This is a genomic window from Mesorhizobium sp. M1A.F.Ca.IN.022.07.1.1, from assembly GCF_003997575.1.
GTDB lineage: Bacteria > Pseudomonadota > Alphaproteobacteria > Rhizobiales > Rhizobiaceae > Mesorhizobium.
Map to the genome: position 1 here is coordinate 22,652 of NZ_RZST01000008.1, position 17,230 is coordinate 39,881.

20 protein-coding genes and 1 tRNA gene are annotated in these 17,230 nt (G+C 63.2%); 13 read left to right on the plus strand and 8 right to left on the minus strand.

From position 1 onward, the window contains the following. The first annotated feature begins 35 nt into the window (after positions 1-35). Positions 36-536 (plus strand): NUDIX domain-containing protein, encoded by a 501-nt coding sequence (locus tag EOA75_RS02595; protein WP_127323554.1) that lies wholly within the window; start codon positions 36-38, stop codon positions 534-536. 1 nt (position 537) lies between these two features. Here EOA75_RS02595 and EOA75_RS02600 read toward each other — a convergent pair whose 3' ends face one another. After that, positions 538-1,524, minus strand: a complete 987-nt coding sequence (locus EOA75_RS02600) for a glutathione S-transferase family protein (protein ID WP_127323555.1) — start codon at positions 1,522-1,524, stop codon at positions 538-540. 272 nt (positions 1,525-1,796) lie between these two features. Between EOA75_RS02600 and EOA75_RS02605 the strand changes: the two genes are divergently transcribed. From EOA75_RS02605 to EOA75_RS02630, 6 genes are all read left to right on the plus strand, one after another. Beyond that, positions 1,797-2,402, plus strand: a complete 606-nt coding sequence (locus EOA75_RS02605; protein WP_127323556.1) for an N-acetyltransferase — start codon at positions 1,797-1,799, stop codon at positions 2,400-2,402. A 30-nt stretch (positions 2,403-2,432) separates the two neighbouring features. Beyond that, complete coding sequence (locus tag EOA75_RS02610) at positions 2,433-3,194, plus strand: 3-hydroxyacyl-CoA dehydrogenase (RefSeq protein ID WP_127323557.1); 762 nt, start codon at positions 2,433-2,435, stop codon at positions 3,192-3,194. A gap of 6 nt (positions 3,195-3,200) precedes the next feature. Next, positions 3,201-4,376, plus strand: coding sequence for a CaiB/BaiF CoA-transferase family protein (locus EOA75_RS02615; protein WP_127323558.1), 1,176 nt, complete (start codon positions 3,201-3,203; stop codon positions 4,374-4,376). A 36-nt stretch (positions 4,377-4,412) separates the two neighbouring features. After that, complete coding sequence (locus EOA75_RS02620) at positions 4,413-5,183, plus strand: HugZ family protein (protein ID WP_127323559.1); 771 nt, start codon at positions 4,413-4,415, stop codon at positions 5,181-5,183. Positions 5,184-5,348: 165 nt separating this feature from the next. Further along, complete coding sequence (locus tag EOA75_RS02625; RefSeq protein WP_066994170.1) at positions 5,349-5,687, plus strand: metalloregulator ArsR/SmtB family transcription factor; 339 nt, start codon at positions 5,349-5,351, stop codon at positions 5,685-5,687. Between the two features lie 56 nt (positions 5,688-5,743). Then, positions 5,744-6,541 carry an RNA methyltransferase gene (locus EOA75_RS02630; RefSeq protein WP_127323560.1) on the plus strand — a complete coding sequence of 266 codons (798 nt, stop codon included), beginning with the start codon at positions 5,744-5,746 and terminating at the stop codon, positions 6,539-6,541. Positions 6,542-6,582: 41 nt separating this feature from the next. Here the strand turns inward: EOA75_RS02630 and EOA75_RS02635 are convergent, their stop codons facing one another. Together EOA75_RS02635 and EOA75_RS02640 are read right to left on the minus strand one after the other, a co-directional pair. After that, positions 6,583-7,728 carry a hypothetical protein gene (locus tag EOA75_RS02635; RefSeq protein WP_127323561.1) on the minus strand — a complete coding sequence of 382 codons (1,146 nt, stop codon included), beginning with the start codon at positions 7,726-7,728 and terminating at the stop codon, positions 6,583-6,585. Positions 7,729-7,865: 137 nt separating this feature from the next. Continuing rightward, positions 7,866-8,402, minus strand: coding sequence for an EipA family protein (locus tag EOA75_RS02640; protein ID WP_245299591.1), 537 nt, complete (start codon positions 8,400-8,402; stop codon positions 7,866-7,868). Between the two features lie 386 nt (positions 8,403-8,788). Here EOA75_RS02640 and EOA75_RS02645 point away from each other — a divergent pair, with 386 nt between their 5' ends. Together EOA75_RS02645 and EOA75_RS02650 are read left to right on the plus strand one after the other, a co-directional pair. Then, complete coding sequence (locus EOA75_RS02645; RefSeq protein WP_067326376.1) at positions 8,789-9,418, plus strand: histidine phosphotransferase family protein; 630 nt, start codon at positions 8,789-8,791, stop codon at positions 9,416-9,418. A gap of 231 nt (positions 9,419-9,649) precedes the next feature. Then, positions 9,650-10,018 carry a response regulator gene (locus EOA75_RS02650; protein ID WP_066994154.1) on the plus strand — a complete coding sequence of 123 codons (369 nt, stop codon included), beginning with the start codon at positions 9,650-9,652 and terminating at the stop codon, positions 10,016-10,018. Between the two features lie 64 nt (positions 10,019-10,082). Here the strand turns inward: EOA75_RS02650 and ctrA are convergent, their stop codons facing one another. Next, a complete protein-coding gene (ctrA, locus tag EOA75_RS02655; RefSeq protein WP_006203583.1) occupies positions 10,083-10,778 on the minus strand; it encodes a cell cycle two-component system response regulator CtrA in 696 nt (231 codons plus the stop codon). A 449-nt stretch (positions 10,779-11,227) separates the two neighbouring features. On the opposite strand from ctrA, the gene EOA75_RS02660 reads away from it, so the two are divergent. Beyond that, positions 11,228-11,605 carry a flagellar export protein FliJ gene (locus tag EOA75_RS02660; RefSeq protein ID WP_127323562.1) on the plus strand — a complete coding sequence of 126 codons (378 nt, stop codon included), beginning with the start codon at positions 11,228-11,230 and terminating at the stop codon, positions 11,603-11,605. 79 nt (positions 11,606-11,684) lie between these two features. Here EOA75_RS02660 and EOA75_RS02665 read toward each other — a convergent pair whose 3' ends face one another. Then, a complete protein-coding gene (locus EOA75_RS02665) occupies positions 11,685-12,092 on the minus strand; it encodes a helix-turn-helix domain-containing protein (RefSeq protein ID WP_066994146.1) in 408 nt (135 codons plus the stop codon). 90 nt (positions 12,093-12,182) lie between these two features. On the opposite strand from EOA75_RS02665, the gene EOA75_RS02670 reads away from it, so the two are divergent. Further along, positions 12,183-13,109 (plus strand): NADP-dependent oxidoreductase, encoded by a 927-nt coding sequence (locus EOA75_RS02670; protein WP_067326369.1) that lies wholly within the window; start codon positions 12,183-12,185, stop codon positions 13,107-13,109. A gap of 69 nt (positions 13,110-13,178) precedes the next feature. Here the strand turns inward: EOA75_RS02670 and EOA75_RS02675 are convergent, their stop codons facing one another. Further along, the gene (locus tag EOA75_RS02675) at positions 13,179-13,454 is read right to left on the minus strand and encodes a DUF1153 domain-containing protein (RefSeq protein ID WP_006203587.1); all 276 of its coding nucleotides are present in this window, start codon (positions 13,452-13,454) and stop codon (positions 13,179-13,181) included. Between the two features lie 257 nt (positions 13,455-13,711). Between EOA75_RS02675 and mnmA the strand changes: the two genes are divergently transcribed. Then, positions 13,712-14,902 (plus strand): tRNA 2-thiouridine(34) synthase MnmA, encoded by a 1,191-nt coding sequence (gene mnmA / locus EOA75_RS02680; protein ID WP_127323563.1) that lies wholly within the window; start codon positions 13,712-13,714, stop codon positions 14,900-14,902. Positions 14,903-14,954: 52 nt separating this feature from the next. Here mnmA and EOA75_RS02685 read toward each other — a convergent pair whose 3' ends face one another. After that, positions 14,955-15,920, minus strand: coding sequence for a Gfo/Idh/MocA family oxidoreductase (locus tag EOA75_RS02685; RefSeq protein ID WP_095777253.1), 966 nt, complete (start codon positions 15,918-15,920; stop codon positions 14,955-14,957). A 229-nt stretch (positions 15,921-16,149) separates the two neighbouring features. Between EOA75_RS02685 and EOA75_RS02690 the strand changes: the two genes are divergently transcribed. Beyond that, positions 16,150-16,226, plus strand: a tRNA-Met gene (locus EOA75_RS02690). Positions 16,227-16,313: 87 nt separating this feature from the next. Here EOA75_RS02690 and EOA75_RS02695 read toward each other — a convergent pair. Continuing rightward, positions 16,314-17,230: adenylate/guanylate cyclase domain-containing protein (locus EOA75_RS02695; RefSeq protein ID WP_164747249.1), on the minus strand; the 917-nt coding region annotated here is incomplete at its 5' end.

Genomic DNA, 17,230 nt, shown 5'->3' on the forward strand with positions numbered 1-17,230 from the left:
TACTCAACGTTTCCTGTCCGCTCGCGGTTTCGTGGATGACTGGCGCCGATTCGGAACAGGCGTTCCGCCAGACCGGCTGGGCGGGACTGCGGGCAAGGCTGTTCCATCTCTATTTCCTGCTGCGGCGCCCGATGACGCTTGGCGTGCGCGGCTTGATCTACGACCGCGCATCCAACTCCATCTTCCTCATCCGCCACACCTATGTTCCGGGCTGGCAGTTGCCTGGCGGCGGCGTCGAGGTCGGCGAGACGCTTGTCGAGGCGCTGGCGCGCGAGCTCGCCGAGGAGGGCAACATCGCGTTGACGGCTCCGCCGGTGCTGAGATCGATGCACTTCAACCGTCGCGCCAGCACACGCGACCACGTCGGCCTCTATCTGGTCGAAGCCTTCAACCAGACGGCGCCGAAATCGGCGGACCATGAGATCGCCGAGGCGGCGTTCTTTCCGCTCGACCGTTTGCCGGCAGATGCGACGCCGGCGACGCGACGTCGGATTGCCGAAATTTTCGGCGGCGAGCAGGTCTCGGCCTACTGGTGACTCATGCCGCCTTCCTGAACCGGCCGCGATCATGTGGTGCGGCATAGTCGAGTTTAGGTCCCGCCGGGATTATCCCCGTCGGATTGATCGATTTGTGGCTGCCGTAGTAGTGCGACTTGATGTGATGCAGGCTGACCGTGCCTGACACGCCGGGCACCTGGTAGAGGTCGCGCAGATAGTTCGACAGGTTCGGATAGTCGGCGATCCGGCGCAGATTGCATTTGAAGTGGCCGACATAGACCGGATCGAAGCGCACCAGCGTGGTGAATAGACGCCAGTCAGCTTCGGTGATCCGCTCGCCGACAAGATAGCGCTGCTTTGACAGCCGCTCTTCCAACGTGTCGAGTGCTGCGAAGAGCTCGCCGAACGCTTCCTCATAGGCTTCCTGCGAGGTGGCGAAGCCGGCGCGATAGACGCCGTTGTTGATCGCCGGATAGACCAGCGCATTGATCCTGTCGATCTCGGAACGCAACGCCGGCGGATAGAAGTCCAGGCTCGCATCACCCCATTCGTCGAAGCCGGAATTGAGCATGCGGATGATTTCTGACGACTCGTTGCTGACGATGGTTTCCTGTCTTTTGTCCCACAGCACCGGTACGGACGCGCGGCCCGAATAGCCGCGATCGGCCTTGGCATAGATCTGGTGCAGGAAGTCGAGGCCGTAGAGCGTGTCGCCGGTTGCGCCGTCCTCGGCTGTGAAGGTCCAGCCGTTCTCGCCCATGAAATGGTGCACCACGGAGACGGAGATGATGTCTTCCAGCTTCTTCAAGACGCGGAAGATCAAGGTCCGGTGCGCCCAGGGGCAGGCGAGCGAGACGTAAAGGTGATAGCGCCCGGGCTCCGCCTTGAAGCCGCGCTTACGCCCTTGCGCCGGCGCACCGTCGCGCGCCACCCAGTCGCGCCATTGCGCTTCGGCACGCACGAACCTGCCGCTGCTGTCGGCAACGGTCGAGCGGTCCTGCCATTTGCCTTCAACCAGCAATCCCATGCGAATCTCCCTGCGGTTCCAACAGACATCTAGGCGCTTACCCGAAATGTCGAAGCCCCCAGGCGCTGAACAGTTCGTCAAACGGCGAAAAGAAAGGTGAAAAGCGCCGATTGCAGCCGGGAACAATTGATGCTAGCGGAAGCGCCCATGTTTGACTTTGCCACGATCCGGTTCGACCGACGACGAAAGGACGCCCGCGCTTGATGAAGCGCTGACTGGCGAACGCTGCCGCTTGCAGCAAACCTTTCCTCGCATACCGGAACGCAAAGACCATGAGCCTTGCCGACGTGAAATATCTGCCGGAGACCCCGGCGCACGATCCTGAAATCGAAGCCATCAACGACGAGGCCTTCGGGCCGGGCCGTTTCGTGCTGGCCGCCTATAAGATCCGCGAGGCCGGCGGGCACGACCGCTCGATGTCCTTTGTCGCCGTCGAGGACGAGACGGTGATCGCCTCGGTGCGCATGACGCGCGTGGCGGCAGGCGCCGGAAGCGCCATGATGCTCGGCCCGCTTGCCGTGCGGCCCGCCTTCAAGAATCTCGGCATAGGCCGCAGGCTGGTCGCGATCGCGCTCGAAGCCGCCGCGAAGGCCGGCGCGCCGGCCGTCATGCTGGTCGGTGATGAGCCCTACTACGGGCCGCTCGGCTTCAAGCGCTTCCCGCGCGGGCAGATCACCATGCCGCGTCCGGTCGATCTCGACCGGCTGCTCCATCACGAAATCAGGCCTGGCGCGGTGGCCCGGTTCGTCGGTGAGGTCTGTCATGCTGATACGGCGCGGGTTGCCGACCTGGCCCAGGTCGCGGTCCGCGCCTCGGCCAATCCGCAGTCCTCGATCGATCCGGTCATTCAGGTTGCGCCGCAGCAACGCGCTTCGTAGCATGATCCGAAATTCTGGGAGGACGCCACCATGACCCCGAACGGCCAGATCGCGATCATCACTGGCGCTGGCTCCGGCCTTGGCGAAGCGACGGCGCGCGCCCTTGCCACCAAGGGCGCCAAGATAGCGATACTCGATATCGGTATCGATCGCGCGGCCAAGGTTGCCGCCGATATCGGCGGGATCGCGGTTCAATGCGATGTCAGCAGCGCAGACAGTGGCAGCGCGGCGATCGCCGAAGTGGCGGCAAAGCTCGGCGAACCGCGCATCCTGGTCAATTGCGCCGGCATTGCCATTGGTGTGAAGACGGTCGGCAAGGATGGCCCGCACCCGCTGGACCAGTACCGCAAGGTGATCGAGATCAACCTGATCGGCACCTTCAACATGATCCGCCTGGTCGCCGACCGGGCGGCGAAACTCGAACCGCTCGCCGGCGGCGAACGCGGCGTCATCGTCAACACGGCGTCGGTCGCCGCCTATGACGGCCAGATCGGCCAGGCTGCCTATTCGGCGTCCAAGGGCGGCGTCGTCGGCATGACATTGCCGGTGGCGCGCGACCTGGCGCGCTCGGGCATTCGCGTCTGCACCATCGCCCCAGGGATCTTCAAGACCCCGATGATGGCCGGCATGCCGCAAGAGGTGCAGGATTCGCTCGGCGCTTCGGTGCCCTTCCCGCCTCGCCTCGGCGAGCCCTCGGAATATGCAGCACTCGCGCTCCACATCATCGAGAACCAGATGCTGAACGGCGAGACCATCCGCCTCGACGGCGCGATCCGCATGGCGCCCAAATAAAAGCGAATGAGCACGCCGCCGACAGCCGCCGACAAGACAGGGCCGTTGGCTGGCCTCAGGCTGATCGAGATGGCGGGCCTCGGCCCGGTGCCGCTCGCCGCCTTGATGCTATCGGAGATGGGCGCAGACGTCCTGCGCATCGAGCGGGCGGACGCCAAAGAGCCGCTTCTGTCCTTGCCGGAGGCCCACGACCTCGACCGCCACGGCCGCTCCATCCTCAGGCTCGACCTGAAGCGGCCGGACGGCGCGGAGCTTCTGCTGCGCCTGGCGGAAAAGGCCGACGTTCTCATCGAAGGCTTTCGCCCAGGCGTCATGGAGCGGCTGGGCCTCGGGCCTGATGTCGTGCTGGAAGGCAATCCTGCGCTGATCTACGGCCGCCTCACGGGTTTCGGCCAGGACGGGCCGCTATCGCGCCGCGCCGGTCATGACATCACCTACCTCGCCTATGCCGGCCTGCTGCATGCCGTCGGCCGGCAGGGAGCGCCGCCCGTGCCGCCGCTGAACCTTGTCGCCGACCAGGGCGGCGGCGCCATGATGCTGATCGCCGGCGTGCTGGCGGCCCTGTTCCAGCGCTCGCGCACCGGCAAAGGTCAGGTGATCGATGCCGCCATGGTCGAGGGTGCATCGATGCTCGCGGCTCCGATCCATGCCTTCATGGCGGCCGGCCTCTGGAGCGAGCGACGCGGTGAGAACCTGCTCGATTCCGGGGCCCCCTTCTACGACGTTTACGAGGCGGCGGACGGACGGCATGTCGCCATCGGCTGCCTCGAACCGCAATTCTTTGCCGAGTTCGCCCGATTGTTGCCGCTCGACCGGCGTTTTGTCGGCAGCCAATATGACAGGACATCGTGGCCCGACATGCGCGCTGCCATTGCCGCGAGGATCAGAGAGAAGACACGCGACGAGTGGGCCGAGGTGTTTGGACCGACCGACGCCTGCGTCGCTCCGGTCCTGTCGCTGACCGAAGCCAGGGATCATCCGCAGAGCCGTGCCCGGCAAAATTTTGCAAGATCGCGCGAGCTCGAACGTCCGACGCCGGCGCCGCGCTTCTCCAGCGCCGCCTCGACGCTTGCCGCGGCGCCGACCGTCGCCGACCGCCGGCCTTCGGCTGTGCTGGCACGCTTCGGCATCGACGAGACTGAAATTGAAGCCCTTGTCAGGTCCGGCCTGTTTGGCAGATAGCCGGAGAGTAGAAATCAACTTATCGCGGTGAGCGCTGTGACCGAGACCAGGAAGGATGTCATCCGCGAGACCGACACCGAGGCCGTCAGGCTGGCGAAGACTCTGGTCCGCTCGGCCCGCTTCGGCGCGCTTGCGGCAATCGAGCCCGGCACCGGGGCGCCGCTGGCAAGCCGGGTCGGCGTGGCGACCGACATCGACGGCGCGCCGCTGATCCTGGTCTCGATGCTGTCGGCGCATACCGGCGCGCTTCTCGCCGACCCGCGCTGCTCGCTGCTCGTCGGCGAACCCGGCAAGGGCGATCCGCTCGCGCATCCCCGCATCTCGCTTGTATGCCAGGCGCTGCGGTTGGAGCGCGGATCGGCGGGTCACGCCCGCGCCGAACGGCGCTATCTCAACCGCAATCCGAAGGCGAAACTCTATGCCGGGCTCGGCGACTTCTCGATATTCCGGCTTGAGCCTGAACGCGCCAGTCTCAATGGCGGCTTCGGCAAAGCCTATCTTCTGGATCGCGCCGACCTGATCGCCGGCGGCACGATCGTCGAGGAGCTGGGGGCCAGCGAACAGTCGGCGCTGGACCACATGAATGCCGACCATCGCGATGCGCTTTGCATTTATGCGCGCCATTTCGGCCGGGCCGAAGGCGATGGCTGGATCGCTACGGGTTTCGATGCGGACGGCATGGATCTGGCTTCTCCGGATGCCACCTGCAGGGTCTTCTTCCCTCGGCCTCTCGGCACTGCCGGCGAGTTGCGGTCCGTGCTGGTCGAGATGGCCAAGGCCGGGCGCGCCGCAGGGCGGGCACAGTAGCGAAAGTTAATCGTCCCGGATCGAAAGCAACTCTTGAGATTTGGGTAAAATGATCTACCTTTTGTTGCAGCGCCGATTCAGCGGCGCTCCCTGACCTGAATATCGTGGAAATCAGCCGCCATTGCCCCCATGGCAGCTGGATGAGCCAGAAAACATGGGGGATCCATGATCTCAAGCAAGCTAGTCGCCAACGCCGAATCGGCTGCCGCGTTTCTGACGCTCATGGGCAATGAAAAGCGGCTGCTGATCGTCAGCTATCTGATCGAGGGCGAAATGTCCGTCGGCGCCATCGCCGAGAAAGTCCAGTTGAGCCAGTCCGCTCTGTCGCAGCATTTGGCCAAGCTGAGAGCGCTTGATATCGTCGAGACGCGTCGCGATCGCCAGATGATCTATTATTCCTGCAACTCCGACGCGGTGCGCGAGCTGCTTCGCACGCTGGAAGGCATTTTCGGCGACGGCGACCTGTCGCAGATGGCCTACAGGATGCGCCGCGCCGGGACTTGACCCGGGCTCTGCAAAGCCCCTTACCTTGCTGACGATCGTTCGCCGGCGAGATTTCTATGAACCTCATCCCTGTCGACGACGCGCGGGATCCGCGTGTCGCCGCCTATCTCGATATCCGCGAGCGCGATCTCGTCGGACGACATGGGCGCTTCGTCGCCGAAGGCAAGGTGGTGCTGGATCTTCTGCTGTCGGCCGGACGCTTCGCAGCGGAATCGGCCCTCATTCTGGAGAACAGGCGGGCGGGCCTCGAAGGTGTCTTGCGCAAGGCGCCAGCCGACCTCCCGATCTATGTCGTAAACGGCGACGTCATGGACCGGATCGCCGGCTTCCACATGCATCGCGGCGTATTGGCGATTGGCGTTCGGGGCTCTCCTCAACCGGCCGAGGTGCTGCTCGAAACCTTGCCGGCAAGCGCGTTGGTCGTGGTTCTGGTCGGCATATCCAATCATGACAATATGGGCTCGATCTTCCGCAACGCCGCAGCCTTTGGCGCGGACGCCGTGCTTCTCGATCCCACCTGCTGTGATCCGCTTTACCGCAAGGCGATCCGCGTTTCGGTCGGCGCGGCGCTGAAGGTGCCCTTCGGCTCCTTCGACAATGCGATGAGCTTGACCGCAACGCTTGACCGGATGGGTTTCGCCCAGTTCGCGCTCTCGCCGCGCGGCGAAACGGACATCCGCGCTGCGGAAAGAACGTCTCGGCTGGCCCTCTTTCTCGGCACGGAAGGCGAAGGCCTGCCCGAGACCCTGCTCAGTCGCCTGCGGACCGTACGGATCGGCATGGCGGAGGGATTCGACAGCCTGAACGTTGCAGCCGCATCGGCCATCGCCCTGCATCACTTCTCGAAACGATAGCGGCGCAGGACCAAGACGCTCCGCTCGCCACGGCATTCGGATCAGTTGCTTGCGTTGGCCTTCTGCAAGGCCCTGACACGGTCCGCGAGGCTGATGCCGCGCTCGCCGATATCTTGCCGCTCGTCGCGAGGTGTCGCCAAGGCCTTGGCGATCGGCGAATCCGGCCCTTCCAGCCTCATCGTCAGGTTGACGACCTCGGCTGCCAGTTCGTTCATTTGTTCGCGAAGCGCCGCACCGGCGCGCGGTGCCTCGGCTGCCTGTTCGGGCTGTGCCGTTTCGAGGGCGGCAAGATCGGTCTTGAGCCGCTTGTTCTCCCGCGCAAGCGCCGTCAGCCGCGCCTCTAGCCGCTCGCGATCGCCTTCGAGCTTGGCGATGGCATTGTCGATCCCTTGGACTTCGTCGGCCTTATGCGTTCCGCCATTTACCGCATGATCTTTGCTTGGGCGTTCGCGCATCCGCGCCAGCTCCTTTTCGCGCCTGTCCAGCTTTTCCTCGCGGTCGGCAAGGGTTGCAAGCAGCCGTTCGACCTTCTTGTCCAGCTCGGCCGTCCGCTTCTTCTCCGCCTTGAGCGCGTCCCTGGCGGCTTTGCTTTCCGCTGCCAGTTCCTGATTGCGCCGGTCCGCTTCCTTGCGCTGGCTGCGCAGCACCGCAATGTCATTGGCAAGCTTGTCCAGTTCCGATTCGCGGGCGACGAGCTCGATCTGGCGGTTTGAGGAAGAAAAGCTGGCTTCGTCATACATCTGCTCGAGCTTTTGCAGCTCCAGCGCGCGCTTCTCCAGCGAGCGCTCCGCCTGCGCCAGCTTTTCCGTAAGCTTGTGCAACTCTTCCTCGCGCAGCCTGAGCTCCGCGTTCTTGGCCTGCAGATCGGAAAGCGCCTGAGTCTTGTCCTTCTTCTCGACCGCCAGTCCCTTCAGGGCCTCCTGGGCGCGGCCGATCTCGACCAGTTGCTCGGCCACCTTTTCCTTCAGATTTTTGATGTTCATCTCGAGTCGGCGCGTGTTCATGGCGAACTCGGCGCGGATACGGTCCTTCTCGGCCAGCATCTCGGCAGGCGTCAGCGGCATCGAGGCCTCAAGGCGCCGGCGTGTCAACACGACGGCCCGCCGCCAGACGGCCGGCGCGATCAGCGACACCAGAAAGGCCGCGCAGAGGAAGCCGAGTGCGAAGAACAGGATCGACTGGACCAAGGTGGACTATCCGTATGCGAGGCGGCAACCCGCCATGCCGACTGTGCCACCTTGGCATGGCGGAAATCCAGCGCCGCGGCAAGAGCACGCCGCGGCACGATCAGTCTTATCCGAGCGGCTGTGGCAATCCTGTCCGGTCAGAACGGATTCCACGTCGCCCGCTCGGTCAGCTTCAGATAGCCGAGATTGACGCCGAGCCGGGCACCGACCCCGGTGCGGATCGGAACGAGCAGCACTCTGTTGCTTTGCAGCACGTTGAAGCCGACGCCCGCCACGACATAAGCCGATCCGGCGACGCCGCCGAAGCGGTTGTAGAGGCTGCTGATATCGTCGAGATTGTAGACCAGCATCATCACGCGCGAGCCTTCGCCGCCGAAATCCCAGCCGAGCGATGGGCCTTGCCAGAACACCTTATGGTCGCCGGCGTTCTTGGTGTACAGCGTGCCCTCGCCATAGGTCAGGCCGCCGATCAGCGCGCCGGATCCCTCCTCGCCGAGCAGATAACCGTTTGGCAGGCCGTAGGACGCGAACACCTTTTCGACCACGGTGGCGAGGCCTCCCGACGTCGCGCCGAAGAACTTGTGGCCGGAATCGACAATCTCTTGCGCGGTGTATTCCTGGGCCCGCGACGCCGAGGTTGAGAGGATGAGAGCACCCGAGAGGGCGATCGTCATGGTGAGGACGCGGACGAACATCCGGTCAAAGAATCGGGAAAACATGCTTCCAATCTCCGTCAGGGAGCACTTTCGCCGACGCCTCGTATCCCTACGGCTCTTGGCGGCCGTTTCGAGATGACTGTTACGGGCAAACTATGCCGTAATCCTTTTTCAACCATTAAGCTGGCGCAGGAAGATGGCGGTTCGAGGGCTGAAGAGCCTGACACGATCTCTATCAGCCTCAATTTCGCGGCATCACGCACCATTTTCGCTGTCCGCAGCTGTGGATTTGTTGATGCATGGACGGACGCTGTGTATTCAGAAGGCCTTGGAAAAGAGCGTGATTCGCGTAGCGGGCGCGACAACGTTCGGCCATGACATGTGAACCAGCAGGGATTTCTCCGATGGCCGAGCTCTTCACCCTCTCCGCCCCCGATCTGGCTGCGCTTTTGTGCAGCCGCGTATGCCACGACATCATTTCCCCGGTCGGCGCCATAAACAACGGCCTCGAACTGCTCGATGAAGGCGGCGCCGACGAAGACGCCATGAAGCTGATTCGCCAGAGCGCCAGGAACGCCTCGGCGCGGCTGCAGTTTGCCCGCATCGCCTTCGGCGCCGCGGGCTCCGCCGGCATGATGATCGATACCGGCGACGCCGAGGCCGTGGCCATTGCCTTCCTGAAGAACGAGAAGCCGGAACTTGTCTGGAACGGCGCCCGCGCGCTGCTGCCCAAGAACAAGGTCAAGCTTCTGCTCAATCTCATTCTTGTCGCCAATGCCGCCATACCGCGTGGCGGCAGGCTGGTTGTCACGTTGGAGAACCTCGAGACCGAACCGCGTTTCTCGCTGTCGGCGAGCGGCCCCATGCTGCGGGTGCCGCCGAAATTCCTCGAGCTGCATTCGGGCCACAAGCCCGAGGAGCCGATCGACGCCCACTCGGTCCAGCCTTATTACACGCTGCTTCTGGCGCGCGAGGCGAACATGACGATCTCGATCCATGCGACGGCCGATGAGATCGTGTTGTCGGCGGCCTGAGCGACAGCCAAGAACAGGTCAAGTATCCATTGTCGCTGATCTTGCAGCTGGCAGTGCGATCGAAGCATTGCCTGCCGCCTGGCACTGCAATGCATCGCAGGCCAAAACCGCGCAAAGCGGTTCTTTGGAAAAACTTTACCTAACCGCTTTTCGGCTTCTTTACCAGATTGTTCTAGGGTGCCTCACGGTTACCGGATTGCCGGTTCGGCAGATGGCAAAGAGGACCCGGAAATGAAACGCTGCCTGTTCGTGGACGACTCGAGCGTCATCAGGAAGGTCGCGAAGCGTATCCTTGGCGGCTCGGACATCGTGGTCTTCGAGGCGGCCAGCGGGCTTGATGCGATCGAGATCTGCTCCGGCGACATGCCCGATGTCATTGTTGTCGACGGCGGCCTGCCGGATATGCAGGCGGTCGACCTCATTCGCCGCATCCGTGCCATCGAAAACCCCGTCAAGCCGCAGATCCTGGTCTCGCTCGTCGAAGTCGATGTCGGCTCGATCATGCGAGCGAAACGTGCCGGCGCCCAGGGTTACCTGCTGAAGCCCTTCAACCGCGCGCAGTTGCTCGAGAGCTTCCGCTTCCTGAAAATCGCGGCCTGAGCTTTTCGACACCCCAAACAAAAACCCGGCCTGAGCCGGGTTTTTTGTTTGAATTGGCAGAGGATCAGGCGCTGACGCGGATGTCTTCCGGCTCACGCAGCACATAGCCGCGGCCCCACACCGTCTCGATGTAATTCTGGCCGCCGGACGCTGCGTCGAGCTTCTTGCGCAGCTTGCAGATGAAGACGTCGATGATCTTCAGTTCCGGCTCGTCCATGCCGCCATAGAGGTGGTTGAGGAACATTTCCTTGGTAAGGGTCGTGCCCTTGCGCAGCGAGAGCAGCTCAAGCATCTGATATTCCTTGCCGGTCAGGTGCACGCGCTGGCCGCCCACCTCGACCGTCTTGGCGTCGAGATTGACCACCAGGTCGCCGGTGGTGATGACCGACTGGGCGTGGCCCTTGGAGCGGCGCACGATGGCGTGGATGCGCGCCACCAGCTCGTCCTTGTGGAAAGGCTTGGTCATATAGTCGTCGGCGCCGAAGCCGAGGCCGCGCACCTTATCCTCGATTCCGGCCATGCCGGAGAGGATCAGGATCGGAGTCTTGACCTTGGAGAGGCGAAGCGTGCGCAGCACCTCGTAGCCCGACATGTCGGGAAGGTTAAGATCGAGGAGGATGATGTCGTAATCGTAAAGCTTGCCGAGATCGACCCCTTCTTCGCCGAGGTCGGTCGTATAGACGTTGAAGCTTTCCGATTTCAGCATCAACTCGATGCTCTGTGCGGTTGCACTGTCGTCTTCAATCAGCAGAACACGCATTTCATTCCCCTTTTCTGCCGCCGGGCCGCGTCACGACCCGTCCCGAACCCGGAGCAGTGATTGCCTGAACAGAAGGTGCCACCGACTGGTTAACAAATCCTAATTTCGTGTCGGTCACGATATCAGATTTTTTAACCCCTTTCTACACCCACTTGAATCTAATAACGAATCGTAGACCCAAATCGCTCATGTACCACATTAATAAGCAAGCCTAAGTGACTCCAGAGACTCGCAGGCCGCGCTTCCTGCCGCTGTCCGGAATTTTTACCCGGCCTTAAGTCCTCGCCCGTATGATTAACAATGCCCGTAAACGAATGGTTACCGCCGGCAAAAATCTTTAGGGCTTTGTTTCCCATAGAGCGGGGAAAGCCGGTGGAAACGGGCGACGCGTAGGCCTCTCGAGGTCGATGGGACGATATGCAGGTGTGCGTTTTGCGGAGTACCGAGTCATGAAGTCACGTGAAAACCTCGTTCGGCTGAAGCAGTTTCAGGTGAATGAGAAGCGGCGCCAGCTGTTGCAGCTGGACATGATGATCGCCGAATTCGAACGCATGGCCGTCGAGTTGGAGGCGCAAATCGTCGCCGAAGAGAAAAAAGCCGGCATCACCGACATCAATCATTTTGCCTATCCGACCTTCGCCAAGGCGGCACGCCTGCGCCGCGACAACCTCAGGAACTCGCAGAACGATCTTGCCCTGCAGCGAACCATGGCCGAATCATTACTCGGCGAAGCTGAAGCGGAGCTTTCCAAGGCGGAGATGCTGGAATCGCGCGACAGCAAGATCCGCGACACGGAAGTGGGCGGCCGCAGCGCCATGATCGGCTGACCGCCGAGCGCAATTGATCCCTCGGAGCGCTGCCTGATCGCCGTTTCGAACCACGAGCCGAAAAAGCCCGGCCTCCGGCCTAGGGCAGCATCGCCGTCTCATCATCCTGATGGTCCGCCGACGCCCGCGCACGGGCATCCTTGATGTCGGGGGCATGCTCTTCCGCCCAGGACCTGATCTGGCTGAGCAGTCCCGCAAGGTTCTGGCCGAGCTCCGTCAATTCATACTCGACCCTCGGCGGTATGACCGGATAGACCTCGCGCCGGACGAGCCCGTCGCGCTCCAGCACGCGCAGCGTCTGCGTCAGCATTTTCGGCGTGATGCCTTCCAGCTTGCGGGCGAGCTCGCCATTGCGCAGGCGGCCGCGCCGCAACGCGCAAACCGTCAGATAGACCCATTTGCTGGCCAGCATTTCGAGCACCGTATGCGACGGGCAGGTGCGCCGGAATGCATCGTAGCCAAAGGAACCGCTGTCTTCACTATCCATGGGGTATCTATATATCCGAAAGGTGCATACTAGACAAGAGATTGTTACTATCCAAATGATAGCGGCAGCAATCAAGCAGGAGACCATCCAATGCGTGCCGTTACCCAGAATTCCGTTGGCGAACCCGACGTCCTCTTCGTCGCCGAACAGCCGGCCCCCTCGCCCAAGGCCAGCGAAGTTCTGGTCCGCGTCAAGGCCGCGGGCATCAACCCGGTCGATGGCGCGGTGCGCGCCGGCTACTTCCCTCTCATCGGCGAACCACCTTTCATTCTCGGCTGGGATATCTCGGGCACCGTCGAGGCGCTGGGCACCGGCGTGACCGCCTTCAAGCTCGGCGATGCGGTCTTCGGCATGCCGCGCTTCCCCAAGCAGGCCGCCGCCTATGCCGAGTTCGTCGCCACGCCGGTGGACGAGATCGCAGCCAAGCCTGCCGCCATCGACCATGCCCAAGCCGCGGCGCTGCCGCTGGCCGGGCTGACCGCCTGGCAGGGTCTCGTCCGCCACGGCGGCCTGCAATCCGGCCAGCGCGTCCTGATCCACGCCGGCGCCGGCGGCGTCGGCCATCTCGCTGTGCAGATAGCCAAGGCGCGCGGCGCCTGGGTCATCGCTACTGCGAGCCCGGACAAGCTTGAATACGTCCGCTCGATCGGCGCCGATGAGGTCGTCGACTACACCAACGGAGATTTCACCGAACGGGTCCGCGATATCGATCTGGTGCTGGACGCCATGGGCGGCGACCATGCCGACCGGTCGCTGAAAGTGCTGCGCGAAGGCGGCGTGCTGGTGTCGCTGCTCAACGTCCACGATGCGACAAGGGCCAAGGCCGGGGAGCGCAACATCCGCGTCGAGCGCATGTCGGTGGTGCCGGATCGCGAGGGGCTGGTGGAACTCGCCAGGCTAGTCGATGCCAGGAAGCTCGCCGTGCACGTGGCGAAGGCTTTTCCGCTGAACCAGGCGGGTGCCGCCCATGCCTTCCTCGCCACCCGACCGATCGGCAAGGTTGTGCTGACGGTTTGATCAGCGCAGATCCCGGAAGCAAAAGGGCGCGGAGTTCCGCGCCCTTCTTTGGTTTCCGGCAGTCGGAGCCTAGTGCCGGTACTGCTGGATCCGCGTCGTGCGCAGCCCGGCAAGGCCATATTCGTCGATCGATGCCTGCCAGGAGAGAAACTCCTCGGTGGTCAGCTTGTAGCGCTGGCAGGCCTCTTCCAGGCTGAGTAGTCCGCCGCGGACCGCCGCGACGACTTCCGCCTTGCGCCGGATAACCCAGCGCCGTGTATTCGTCGGCGGTAGATCGGCTATCGTGAGAGGGCTGCCGTCGGGCCCGATAACATATTTGACTCTAGGTCTAACCAGATCGGTCATCGTACTCTCTACTAAAAACTCAAAGACCCAATCCCCGCCACCGTACCGCCACAGCTTTAAAAATTGCCTAAGCGAAGCCTAATGACTAGGTAAGGATCGTGAACGTCGCGTTAGGTTTTCGTTCGGCATTTGAGATAATCGGGGTCCGGCCCTGATTTTGCCCGATAAAATCGCTTGAGGAGCCAAGCTGGCGCCGCCGGGATGCTTGACCTATATTCCGGCCATTGGCAGCCAGCGCCACGCAGATTGAAAGAACCATGAACAGCCTCGATCTTCCCCGACGCCCAGAAGACACCCGCGTCGTCGTCGCGATGTCGGGCGGCGTCGATTCATCGGTCGTTGCCGGCATCCTGAAGCGCGACGGCTATGATGTTGTCGGCGTCACCCTGCAGCTTTACGACCACGGCGCGGCAACGCACCGCGGCGGTTCCTGCTGCGCCGGCCAGGACATCGACGATGCCCGCCGCGTTTCCGAGACGCTCGGCATCCCGCATTACGTGCTCGACTATGAAGAGCGCTTCCGCAAGGCGGTCATCGATCCCTTCGCCGAGAGCTACGTCGCCGGCGAGACGCCTATCCCCTGCGTGTCCTGCAACCAGACGGTCAAGTTCGCGGACCTTTTGGCCACCGCCCAGGATCTCGGCGCCGATGCTTTGGCCACGGGCCATTACATCCGCTCGCGCGCCAATGGCGCGCATCGCGCGCTCTACAGGCCGGCCGATGCAGACCGCGACCAGAGCTATTTCCTGTTCGCCACGACCCAGGCGCAGATCGACTATCTGCGCTTCCCGCTCGGCGGACTTCCCAAGCCGCAGGTGCGGGCGATCGCCGAGGAGATGGGGCTGACGGTCGCCGCCAAGCAGGACAGCCAGGACATCTGCTTCGTGCCGCAGGGCAAGTACTCCGACATTATCGCCAAGCTGAAGCCGGCGGCCGCCAATCCGGGCGATATTGTCCATATCGACGGTCGCGTGCTCGGGCGTCACGAAGGCATCTTGCGCTTCACGATCGGCCAGCGCCGCGGCATCGGCATCGCTTCGGGCGAGCCGCTCTATGTCGTCCATCTCGACGCCGACCGCGCCCGCGTCATTGTCGGCCCGCGCGAGGCGCTGGAGACGCACAGGATCTACCTGCGCGCCATGAACTGGCTCGGCGACGGCCCGCTCTCCGACGTTCCGGCCGGCGGGATCGAGCTTTTCGCAAAAGTCCGTTCGACCCGGCCGCCGCGCCCGGCCGTGCTGCATCACCGCGACGGCGTGACCTCGGTCGAGCTGGTCGACGGCGAATCCGGCATCGCGCCCGGACAGGCCTGCGTGCTCTATTCCGATGACGGCGATGAGGCGCGAGTCTATGGCGGCGGCTTTATCGAGCGCTCCGAGCGCGGCGCCGAGGCCGAGGCGATGCTGTCCAGGCTTGCGCAGCAGCCCGCGCACGTCCCCGCCGAGTAACCCACGCCTTCAATCGGGCGCTTTGCCTCAGGATTCCTTTTGTGGTCGCGCCTTAAGCGGGCGACCCGCTATGCGCCACCGTCCCAGCCGTCAGGATGCGCAGCACCCGGATCGCTTCCTCGCCGTCGGTGCGGGGTTCGGCGCGCGTCTCGATGCACTGCATGAAGTGGGCGAGCTCGCGCGTCAGCGGCATGCCTTCGCCGACCGCAACGTAGGAAGGCTCGTTGGCGGTGAAGGCCCACTGTCCGCTGTCCTGCCAGACCGCGTGCCTATAGACCGCAAGCTTGCGCTCCCACGGCTCGACATCGTCGAACACCGCCATCGCCTTGGTTCCGACCACGGTCAGCCGGCGCTCGCGATAGGGATTGAGACGAGAAGCGAACAGATGGCTGCGCACGCCGTTCGGAAAGCGCATGTGCAGATGCGCGAAGTCGCTGAGGTTGTCGAGCAGTGCCGCGCCCTCGCCCCTGACCTCGATCGGCTCGGTGCCGGTGATGGCGAGGATCATCGAGAGGTCATGCGGCGCAAGGTCCCAGAGCGCGTCGTTCTCGGTGTGAAACTTGCCGAGGCCGAGCCGGTGCGAGTGAATGTAGCGCACCTCGCCGAGCTCGCCATTGTCGATCAACGCCTTCAGCGTCTCGAAGGCGGGGTGGAAGCGCAGCACGTGGCCCACCATGAAGACGCGGCCATTGTTCCTGGCCGCCTGCACCGAACGCTCGGCGTCCGCGACCGTCAGCGCGATCGGCTTTTCCACCAGCACGTCCTTGCCGCCCTCGATGGCGCGCAGCGCCATGTCGGCATGGAATTGCGGCGGCAGCGCCATGACAATGGCGTCGACATCGGCGCGCTCGAACAGCTGGTCCGGCCCGATCGCCAGGCAGTCCTGCTCGCTGGCAAAGCCTTCGGCGCGGGCACGGTTGACGTCGGAAACGGCATGGAGCGCGCCAAGCGCCTTGAGGGTGCGGATGTGGTTGCTGCCCCAGTATCCGCAACCGAGGACGGCGATGCGCGGCTTCATTCGCTCAAACTCTAGAATTTCGTGGCCGAGACATAGCGACGTGCCCCGTCGAACTCAACCCCGATGCATGCGCTTCAGCGTCTGCCCGGCGCGGCTTTTCCGGGATGAGATTATGCTGATGCGTGCGGCTTGACAGCTTTGCCCTGCCAACCTTATATCCGCGCGACCTTGGCGAACGCCTCGAATTGCCCACGACCGGTGTGGTTCTTCGAGCCTCTTCGCCGCTCCTGGCGGAGTAGCTCAGTTGGTTAGAGCACGGGAATCATAATCCTGGGGTCGGGGGTTCAAGTCCCTCCTCCGCTACCACCTCAACCCATGTCCGGCCCGGATACGTAGTCGTGACTTGCTCGGACGCGGCTTCGGTGATTTGCCGGCAGGCGCGGCGCCCAACTCCTACTGCCCGGGCTTGTGGGAAAGCCGGTCCAGCGCGTCTCGAAGCGCAGTGGCGGCACCGCCACGCTCATCGGCGGACATCAGCCCCGGTTCAAGTTCCAGCCTGAAGTGCGGCAGCTCGGTTCGAACAACGCGACAGGCGCCCGCTAGATTGGCCTTGATGACGCGGTAGGTAGCGACCGGATAGGCGATGCCCTTGACCTGGACGTGCCCCATCTCCTCACAATCGATCGTGTCCTTCACTTGCGCAAACGTCTCGTAGGAAATGAGGATGGTCCCCGGAGCCGCCTCTTGTTCCAGGCGCGAGGCGAGATTCACGGCGCCGCCGATTATCGTGTAATCCATCCGGTCCTCGCTGCCGAAGTTACCGACGGTGCAGTAGTCGGTATGGATGCCGATGCGGCAGCGCAGCGGTGTTTCGATCCCCATGTCCCGCCAGACCTCCGTAAGCTCGCTGATCCGCTTTTGCATGGCAAGCGCCATCTGCACGCAAGCCAGCGCGTCCTGCTTGACGCCGCGCGTCTCAGGGTCGCCGAAAAACATCAGGATCGCGTCGCCGACGTACTTGTCGATCGTGGCACCATGATCCAACGCGATTTTCGACATTTCCGTCAGGTAGTGATTGAGGAGCTGGGTGAGATCCTCGGATTCCATCTTGTCGGTGGTCTCGGTAAAGCCGGCGATATCGGAGAAGCATATGGTCAGCTTCTTACGCTGGCTGGCGATTCTAACGTCTTGGCGGCCGGTGAATATCGAGCTGTACACTTGGGGCGCCAGATATTTCGCCAGCTTGCTGGAAAGCGCTTCCAGGGCAGCGGACTTCTCGGCGAGGTTCTCCTCCCTTTGCTTCAGCTCGGTGATGTCCGAATAGACGGCGACCGTGCCGCCGGCGCTGATCCGCCGCTCGTTTATCATGA